Raw genomic sequence first — 1,067 nt, 5'->3', positions numbered from 1 at the left:
GTCCCCCTGTCCCCGCGTCCCTCAAACCCCTACTGGTTCCCGTCGATTGTAGGCAGAAGAATCACCCTTGACGGCTTGACTTTGTTTACCATCAATGCCTACTGGAATGTCGCCGACGATTGTCACTCGTTGGACATGGCGGGGTTGGTTACCGTAATCTGCAACTGCGTAGTGTTGGGTGGCGCGGTTATCCCAGAATGCCACATCACCAACTTGCCAACGCCAACGAACTGTATTTTCTGGACGGGTTACGTAAGCTTGCAACAGTCTTAAAATATCGTCCGATTCAGTTGTTGATAGGCCGCGGAACTGGCGAACAAAGCCACCAATAAATAACCCACGTTCCCCAGATTCAGGATGAACCCGTACTACTGGATGAAGGGTCTCATATACCGTTGAGGTGAAAACTGCTCGGTAAGCTTTCACGTCTTCAGGCAGGTCAAATCCAGTTGCATAATCAAAGGCGTTGCTATGTACTGCCCAGAGTTCATCTGCAAGACTACGCAAATGATTTGGTAAATCTTGGTACGCAGTTACAGAGTTTGCCCAGATAGTATCGCCGCCAAATGGAGGAATAACCAGTGCCCGCAAAATGGAGCCAAGGGGAGGACGGTCTACAAATGTGACATCAGTGTGCCAACTGTTAGCACGGGAAGTGGTTTTGCCGTAATTCAAATCCAGAACTTCTGGATGATCTGGAAGTGAAGGAACGGTAGGATGAGCTGTAGTAACTTCACCGAAGCGGCGAGCGAAAGCTACTTGTCCATTGGCATCGAGTTGATGTTGATCTCGGAAGAAAATTACTTTGTATTCAACTAAAGTCTTGCGAATATCGCTGATAACTTGATCACTGAGTTTGTTACTCAAATTCACACCAATGATTTCGGCACCGATACGTCCGGCAACTGGTTTGATATCAAAGTGTTGGGAAGTCATGTTTTTGTTTCTCCTAAAAAATTAATGGGCATGGGGCATTGGGCATGGGGCATTGGGCATGGGGCATGGGGCATTGGGCATTGGGTATGGGGAAACATTAAATTTATTCCTTTACCCTTTACCCTTTACCC

General features: G+C 47.5%; 1 protein-coding gene. It reads right to left on the bottom strand.

All coding sequences use genetic code 11. The annotated features are described in order from the left end of the window. Positions 1-21 precede the first annotated feature (21 nt). A complete protein-coding gene (locus GNE10_RS34735; protein WP_185570535.1) occupies positions 22-936 on the bottom strand; it encodes a TauD/TfdA family dioxygenase in 915 nt (304 codons plus the stop codon). Between the last annotated feature and the right edge of the window lie 131 nt (positions 937-1,067).

This window comes from Nostoc sp. 2RC (assembly GCF_014222165.1).
Lineage (GTDB): Bacteria > Cyanobacteriota > Cyanobacteriia > Cyanobacteriales > Nostocaceae > Nostoc > Nostoc linckia.
This window is presented reverse-complemented; position numbering and strand designations above follow the sequence as displayed.

Bases quoted from the DNA above. Each gene is read 5' to 3' on its own strand.
- GNE10_RS34735 (WP_185570535.1), bottom strand. From the start codon at position 936: ATGACTTCCCAACACTTTGATATCAAACCAGTTGCCGGACGTATCGGT.